4 protein-coding genes are annotated in these 8,553 nt (G+C 56.2%); 3 read left to right on the top strand and 1 reads right to left on the bottom strand.

The genetic code is table 11. From position 1 onward, the window contains the following. Window positions 1-74: 74 nt before the first annotated feature. Window positions 75-3,284, bottom strand: a complete 3,210-nt coding sequence (gene carB / locus PHP98_10885) for a carbamoyl-phosphate synthase large subunit (GenBank protein ID MDD5484132.1) — start codon at window positions 3,282-3,284, stop codon at window positions 75-77. A gap of 244 nt (window positions 3,285-3,528) precedes the next feature. Here carB and PHP98_10890 point away from each other — a divergent pair, with 244 nt between their 5' ends. From PHP98_10890 to larA, 3 genes are all read left to right on the top strand, one after another. Beyond that, window positions 3,529-5,490 (top strand): acetylxylan esterase, encoded by a 1,962-nt coding sequence (locus PHP98_10890; protein MDD5484133.1) that lies wholly within the window; start codon window positions 3,529-3,531, stop codon window positions 5,488-5,490. Window positions 5,491-5,531: 41 nt separating this feature from the next. Beyond that, window positions 5,532-7,175 carry an FAD-binding oxidoreductase gene (locus tag PHP98_10895; GenBank protein MDD5484134.1) on the top strand — a complete coding sequence of 548 codons (1,644 nt, stop codon included), beginning with the start codon at window positions 5,532-5,534 and terminating at the stop codon, window positions 7,173-7,175. Window positions 7,176-7,261: 86 nt separating this feature from the next. Next, entirely contained in the window at window positions 7,262-8,530 is a 1,269-nt protein-coding gene (gene larA / locus PHP98_10900; protein ID MDD5484135.1) for a nickel-dependent lactate racemase, read from the top strand. Window positions 8,531-8,553 lie beyond the last annotated feature (23 nt).

The following is an 8,553-nucleotide window of genomic DNA, read 5'->3' on the forward strand; positions in this document are numbered from 1 at the left end:
TTGACGCTTGAGGCATGATTTTTGTCCGCGTCTGCGCTCGGACTGGGCGGAAACCATTTTTCCGGCCAACCGCATCAGCGCGCTAATTCGGCGTGGTAATCCTGGAGCGCGAGGGGCTGGATGTTGCGGCTTTTTACGGCCGCCATGCCGTCCACGCTGGCGTGCGCGGCGGCCATGGTGGTGATGTATGGAATGCGGTATTGGATCGCCATGGTCCGGATGTAGCTGTCATCCAGCTTGCTTTCCTTGCCGGCCGGCGTGTTGATGATAAGGTGAATTTCATTGTTTTTGATGGCGTCGGGTATATTCGGCCGGCTCTCGTGCAGTTTGTTTATCAACAAGGCCTCAATCCCGTTTTTCTGCAGGTAGGCCTGGGTATGTTCGGTGGCTAACATTTTAAACCCCATGTCCCGCAGTTTTGCGGCAATGGGCAGCAGTTCCGGCTTGTCTTTGTCGGCCACGGTCAGCAAAACGTTTCCGTCCCGCGGAAGCTTCACGCCGGTTGCTTCCTGCGCTTTGTAGAATGCGATCTCAAATGTCTTGTCAATCCCCATGACTTCGCCGGTTGCTTTCATTTCCGGACCCAGTGTCGGGTCAACGCCGGGGAACATGTTGAACGGGAAAACCGCTTCTTTCACGCCGACAAAAGGCAGAACACGGCTTTTTAACTCGGGGAAATCGTCAATCTTTTTGCCCAGCATCAGCAGGGTGGCGATGCGCGCCAGGGGGATGGCGGTGGTTTTGGAAACGAAGGGGACGGTCCGCGAAGCGCGCGGATTGGCTTCCAGGATATAGACTTTGTTGTCGCAGATCGCGTATTGGATATTCATAAGCCCGACGACTTTTAATTCCCGCGCGATTTTTTCGGTGTATTCGGCGATTGTCTTGATGTGTTTTGCGCTCAGACTGCGCGGGGGGATGCTGCAGGCGGAGTCGCCGGAATGGATGCCGGCGTGTTCAATATGTTCCATGACGGCGGCCACGAAGGTTTTTTCCCCATCCGAGACGGCATCCACCTCTGTTTCCACTGCCTTTTCCAGGAATCTATCCAGCAGCATGGGATATTCCGGGCTTATCTGGATTGCTTCGCGGGCGTAATGGATGAGCGTTTCCTCATCGTAAATAATCTGCATGCCGCGTCCGCCCAGCACGAAAGAGGGGCGCACCATCAGCGGGTAGCCTATTTTTTTCGCGATTTTCACGGCTTCTTCCAGCGACTTGGCCGTGCCGCCTTCGGTCTGGAGGATGTTGAGTTCGTTCATTTTCTGCCGGAAGAGTTCTCGGTCCTCGGCAAAGGCGATGCTCTCCACGCTGGTGCCCAGAATTGTGACGCCGTTGTTTTTAAGCTCGCCGGCAATATTCAACGGGGTCTGACCGCCGAACTGCACGATGACGCCGTCGGGTTTTTCCTTGGCGTGAATGGCCAGAACGTCCTCAACGGTCAACGGCTCAAAGTAGAGCTTGTCGGAAGTGTCGTAATCCGTGGAAACCGTCTCGGGGTTGCAGTTGACCATGATGGATTCGTAATCCTCGTCGCGCAGGGTGAAGGCCGCGTGCACGCAGGTGTAGTCAAACTCAATGCCTTGTCCGATCCGGTTCGGGCCGCCGCCGAGAATCATGATTTTTTTCCGGGAGGAAACCGGGACAAGATCGGGGACCTTGCCGTAGGTGGAGTAGTAATAAGCCGCGTCGCGGGCGCCGCTGACCCGCACCACTTCAAAGCGGGCGTTGCCCGTCAGCTCCATCCGTTTTTTACGCACCGTTGCTTCCTTGACCTGGAAGATTTTTGCCAGGTATTTGTCGGCAAACCCCCATTCCTTGGCTTTGCTCAGATATTTGTCCGGGAGCGTGTTCCAGCGGAATTTGAGCAGGGTCTCTTCGTAGTCAACAAGTTCCTTGAGTTCCCGGATGAACCACGTTCCGATATTGGTTATTTTATGCGCCTCTTCAATGGTCATGCCTTTGCGGAGCGCCTCGTAGATGAGGAAAATCCGTTCGCTGGACGGGACGCTCATGCGTTCCCGGATTGTTTCCGCGGCGAGATCGTGAAAATTGCCGCCGAAGCCAAGCCCGTATCGGCCGATTTCAAGCGAGCGGATTGATTTTTGCAGGGCCTCCTTGAAGTTTTTCCCGATGCTCATCACCTCGCCGACCGCCTTCATCTGGGTGCCGAGAATGTCTTTCGCCTTTGGAAATTTCTCAAACGCCCATCGCGCAAATTTCACCACCACGTAATCGCCGGCCGGACTGTATTGGTCCAGCGCGCCGCCCTTCCAGTAGGGAATTTCGTTCAGCGTGATTCCGGCGGCGAGCTTTGAGGAAATGCGCGCGATGGGGAAGCCGGTCGCCTTGGAGGCCAGGGCCGAGGAACGCGACGTCCGCGGGTTGATTTCAATGACCACCAGGCGGTCGTCTTGCGGGTTATGGGCGAACTGGACGTTCGTGCCGCCGACGACTCCGATCGCGTCAACGATTCTATACGCATAATCCCGCATGAGGGCCTGCAGTCGTTCCGGCACGGTCAGCATCGGGGCCACGCAGAAACTGTCGCCGGTATGCACGCCCATCGGGTCAACATTCTCAATAAAACAGACGGTGATTTTGTTATTCTTTTGGTCGCGCACCACTTCCAGCTCAAGCTCTTCCCAGCCGATGACCGCTTCTTCAATCAGCACCTGGTGAATAATGCTGGCGGCAAGGCCGCGCATGGCGATGCTCCTCAATTCCTCCACGTTGAAAGCAATTCCGCCGCCGGTGCCGCCCATGGTGTAGGCCGGGCGGACCACCACGGGATATTTCAACCGTTCGGCGATCGTTTCGGCCTCTTCAATCGTCCGCGTGATTTCCGACTGCGGCAGTCCTATGCCGAGCTTTTTCATCGTGTCCTTGAAGACCAGCCGGTCCTCGCCGCGCTCAATGGCGTCGGCCTGAACGCCGATGATTTTCACGCCGTATTTTTCCAGGATGCCTTCTTTATACAGGGTTGACGAGAGGTTGAGACCGGTCTGGCCGCCGAGGTTGGGCAGGAGGGCGTCCGGCCGCTCAAGGGAGATGATTTTTTCCAGGCTTTCCGCAGTCAAAGGCTCAATATAGGTGCGGTCGGACATGCTGGGGTCGGTCATGATGGTGGCCGGATTAGAATTGACCAGCACGATTTTATAGCCTTCTTCGCGCAAGGCCTTGCAGGCCTGCGTTCCGGAATAATCAAATTCGCATGCCTGGCCGATGATGATCGGGCCGGAGCCGATAATCATAATTTTTTTAATGTCGTTTCTTCTGGGCATATTTTGGCATACTCCTGATGGGAATCGTTATGCGCGCATTTTAGTTAAACGGGGCTGATAGCAAGCTTTATTTTCCAGAAAACGTTTCGGCGCCCGCGGAGACATGAATTGCAAATCATGCTTGACACGGCGGCAACGGTGGTGTAGTTGATTTTTGCATGCAAAACAACGAACCGGCATCCGCCCATTTCGGATGGCGGCATGTCCGTTTTAGCCCATACCCCAACATTAAAAGACAAACGCGATGATTGAACATCTTTATCCGCATATGGTGCACGAATGCTTTGTGGAAAAAATGCGAAAATTGTCGGCGGCGCGCAATTGTCAGCGCGCAAAAATCCGGACAAAAGACGATGTTCTGCGGCTCAGGCAAGCTGTCCGCCGCAAGCTGGCGCAGTCTTTCGGCAGATTCCCGGAAAAAACCCCGCTCAATCCGAGAATTACCGGCAAAGTTGAACGGGCGCTTTACACGATAGAGAAAATCATTTTTGAAAGCCGGCCGGAGCTGTTTGTTACCGCCAATCTTTATATCCCGGCCGGGCTGAAAGACAGGGCGCCGTGCGTGCTCGCGCCGTGCGGCCATTCGGCCGTCGGCAAGGCGGAGCCGAAGTACCAGTTTTTTGTCCAGAATCTCGCAAGAAAGGGTTATCTGGTTCTGATTTACGATCCCCTCAGCCAGGGGGAAAGGATCCAGTACCCGTTCCGGGAAGGCAGGGCTCATCCGGAAGGATGCTGCCAGGAACACAATATGATGGGCAACCAGATGTCGCTGATCGGGGAAGCTTTCTGCAAGTGGCGGCTCTGGGACGGCATCCGCGCTCTGGATTATCTCCTTTCGCGTCCCGAAGCCGACCCGGCGCGGGTCGGCGTGACCGGCAACTCCGGGGGCGGAACTCTTACCACCTACCTGAACGCTTTTGACGGCCGTTTTACCATGGCCGCGCCCTCGTGTTTCATCACTACTTATCTCTGCAATCTGGAAAACGAACTGCCTTCCGATTCGGAACAAATTCCGCCGAATATCATCAAATACGGCCTGGATATAGCCGATTTCATTGTTGCCCAGATTCCGCGCCCCGTCTTGCTGCTCGGCCAGCAGAATGATTTTTTTGACCTGCGCGGTCTGCGGAAAACATACGAGGAACTCAAACGGCTGTACGCCATCATGGGCGCCGGAAAGGATTTTGAACTGTTCGTCGGCCCTCGCGACCACGGTTATTTTCCGGAAAACCGGCGGGCGATGTATGTCTTCTTTAACAAGCATTCCGGGGTCAGGGCGGATGACCGGGAAACCGGGAACGTTGCGGAAATTCCGAAACGGCTGGCCTGCACGCCGGAAGGGCAGGTGTATAAAATGGGGGGAAAGCGGGTTTTTGATTTCACGCGGGAACATGCGTCCCGAATCAATCGGGCGCGCAAAGCTGTTCCCGCGCCGGATTTGGCGAAAATAATCCGCAAGGTGCTGGCGGTTGAAAATCGTCCTGAAGTTCCTTATTACCGTGTTTTGCGCCCGCGGGGGGATGACGCCAAGAAATATCCATGCCATTCATCGTTTGCGGTTGAAACCGAGCCGGGCCTTCAGTCCGTTTTGCATTTCTTCGGCAAGCGTTACTATTTCTATTGCCCGCAGTTCAAAAAAGCCGCGTTGTATGTCCCGCATGTATCCAGCCAGGCGGATATCGCCGCGGGGCTTGCGCCCGCTTCCGCCCAGCCGCTCTTCGCGCTTGACGTGCGCGGCATGGGGCAGACGATGGCGTTGACCTGCGCCAGCGATGATTTCTTTGCTCCGTATGGCAGTGATTATCTTTATGCCAGTTATGCCGATATGTTCGGAGAGCCATACCTCGGCCGGCGCGTTCGCGATCTCATGCTGACCCTGAATCTGCTGCGGGACCGGGGATGCCGGGAAGTGCACCTGATGGGCCGCGGACTTGGGGCTTTGATCGCCGTTTTTGCGGCCTGTCTCCATCCCCTTGTGAAAAAAATAACCCTGAAGAATACCTTGCTCTCATATTATGAGCTGACGCAAACGCCGGTTAATGCCTGGCCGTTAAGCTTTATGCCAAGGGATATTCTTCATTATTTTGATCTGCCCGATTGTTACCGGGCGCTGGCCGCCAAGCATTTGAAAATCATCGCGCCCTGGAACAGCCGGATGGATCCGTTGACCGGCGGCCGTTCTCGCAAGCGCGCCAAACGGGCGTGATTCTCCCCGAAAAAACAAATATCAAAATTTGCTCAATAAAGATGCCGACCAATCGTATCCAGTGCCAGGATGTTTTGACGGACGGCGAGCTTGCCGGCATTGACGCCTTGGCCGCCGCCAACCGCGGCGACCGGGCGCTGCCCGTTATGGCAGAATTTCTCCGCGATAAATTTAACGCGGATTTTGTTCTGGATAAGGATATTATCGCCGGCTTTGCGCATGACAGCTCCAATCTTCCAGGCCGGGCCGATGCGCTCTGCCGCCCGCAATCCGAGCGGGAATTGGCGGCTGTTTTCCGGCTATGTTTTTCAGGCGGCATACCCTTCACGATTTCCGGCGGCCGTTCATCACTCACCGGCAGCGCCACTCCGGAGTCCGGGGTGGTCATTTCCACGGTCAAAATGCTCGCGCCGCCGGTAAAAGCTGACTTGGCGCAAAAAACTGTCTCGGCGCCGGCCGGCATTATTCTGGAGGATATGCGGCGCGCCGCGCTGGAGCAGTCAAACGGTAAATTGTATTTCCCGGTTGATCCCACCAGCCGCGCCGATGCTTTTGTCGGCGGCGCGCTGGCCTGCAACGCCTCCGGTTTCACGCCCGGCGCGGACGGCGCCATCCGGAGCTGGGTGAACGCGGTTGATTTTATGCTGCCGAACGGCATGAAAATTACAGCGCGGCGCGGCGAATATGTTTCCGAAAACGGGCTCTTTCTGCTGGCCGGCCGCGGGAACGCGCGCGAAATTCCGGTGCCTCGTTATCCGCGCCTGAAAATTAAAAATGCGGGCGGGCCGTATTCCGCGCCGGAAGGCGCGCTTGATTTCGTGGATTTGGTTGTCGGAAGCGAGGGGATTTTCGGCGCGGTTACGGCCTGCGAAATGCGCCTGGCGCCGGTCCCGGACGGATATCTTGACCTCTTCTTTTCTCTGCCGGCTGAGGAAAACGCCGTCTCCCTTCTTGAATATCTGCGGAATAAACTTCCCGGCGGGCCGGGGCGGCTGACGGCCCTTGAATATTTCGGAGTACATTGCCGCAAATACATGGCGCATGAAAACCGTCTTTTCCGCGGAACCAACCAGGTCGGCGTTTACATTCAGGAGCCATTGCGCGGCGTCAATCCCGAGGATGCGGCCCTGGCCTGGCTGGAAAGGCTCGCGGCGGCTGGTTGCGGCGTTGATGAAAATGCCGTCATGATGCTGGATAACGACCGCGACCGCAAAATCTTCATGGAAGCGCGGCATTCCATGCCGGCCAACGCCCTGGAAATGGTCCAGCGCCGCGGGACTTACACGATTATGACTGACACCGTCGTTCCGCCGGAAAATTTCCGCGAGTTCCTTAAATTTACGCACAGCGCGATCCGGGCGGAAAACCTTGACTACCTTTCGTTCGGCCATCTTGGCGATTGCCACCTGCATTTTACCATCCTGCCGGAAAAGGACAGGCTGGCCAGAGCCACCGCGGTCTACGACCTGATCATCGCCGAATCCGCGCGGCTGGGAGGCGTCTATTCGGGCGAGCACGGCACGGGCAAACGCAAGCGCCGCGATTTTCTGCGCTGTTACGGGCTGGACGCCGTCGCACAGGTGCGGAAATGCAAGGCCGCCGTTGACCCGCAGTTTCTGCTGAACCGCGGCAATGTGATTGAGATTGGAATTCAGCAGTCAGCAGTCAGTAGTCAGCATGCATAAGGCGGTCTTTATCAGAATGACTGGAAAATCAAATGTCTGCGGCTGGATTTCTTTATTCTGGCTTCCGGCTGCTGACTTCTGCTTTCATGAAAATTAATCTCCCATACGGCAAATCGTTTGTCAGCGCCGAATTGCCTTTTGCAAACGCAACTTTCCTTGAACCGCGTTCCGTTGAAGGTTTTGCCGACGAAGCAAAGGTTTTTGCCGAGGCCGTGCGCGCGCCGCTTGCCGCGCGTCCGCTCCGGGAAATTGTCGGCGCGCGCGAAAAAACCGCCGTCCTGATTCCCGATATAACCCGTCCGTTTCCCGCGCGGCGTATTCTGCCCTGGTTTTTTGAAGAATTGGCCCATGCGCCGTCCGCCAATTTCACCATTATCATCGGCACCGGTTCGCATCGTCCGTGCTCTCCGGCAGAGTTGGGGGGAATGCTGGGCGCCAAAATCCCCGAGCAATACCGTGTTGTCAATCACAATGCGCACGATTTTAAAACCATGCTGCCGGCCGGGAAAAGGGAAGACGGGAAAGAAGTGTATTTCAATCGGGAATATGTTGAGGCCGACCGGCGGATAATCATGGGGTTTATTGAGCCGCATTTCATGGCCGGTTTTTCGGGCGGATACAAGGCGGTCATGCCCGGCGCGGCGGATATTGATTCCATTTTGCATTATCATTCGCCGGCAATCGTCGGCCACCCGCAGAGCACATGGGGCATTCTGGAAAACAACCCAACCCAGGATTTAATCCGGCGCCTGGGCGCGCTGATGCCGGTTGATTTTTGCGTCAATGTAACGCTTAACCGGGAGCGTCGCATAACCGGATTTTTCTGCGGCGACCCGCTGGCGGTCCACCGCAAAGGGAGCGAATTCGCCCGTTCAACGGCCATGGCGGAATGCCGGCGGCGTTTTCCGGTTGTCATCACCACCAACGGCGGATGGCCGCTGGATCAGAACCTTTATCAATCAGTCAAGGGCATATCGGCCGCCGCCCAGATCGTTGAGCCGGGCGGCTTGATCATCGCCGTTTGCGAATGCGCCGACGGCTTTCCGGCGCACGGCAATTTTGCAAAGCTTTTATTTGAGCATGATTCGCCGCAGGCGGTGCTGGACACCGTCCTGAAACCCGGCTTTTCCATGTTTGACCAGTGGGAAGTGCAATTGCTGGCCATGATTCTGATGCGTTCGCGCGTGGCGCTTTTCAGCGCGCTGCCGGAAAATGATGTTCGGCGTGCCCATCTGGATTATATCGCCGGGCTAGACGAATATCTTTCCGCTCTCAAGGATAAGCTCGGAAAAAACACGCCGGTTGCCGTGTTGCCGGACGGCCCGCTGACAATTCCCTATGTTCCGGAAAAATAATGCGCCGCGAGACGGCCGCAATG

It is taken from the genome of Kiritimatiellia bacterium, assembly GCA_028715905.1.
In the GTDB taxonomy this organism is placed as follows: Bacteria; Verrucomicrobiota; Kiritimatiellia; order JAAZAB01; family JAAZAB01; genus JAQUQV01.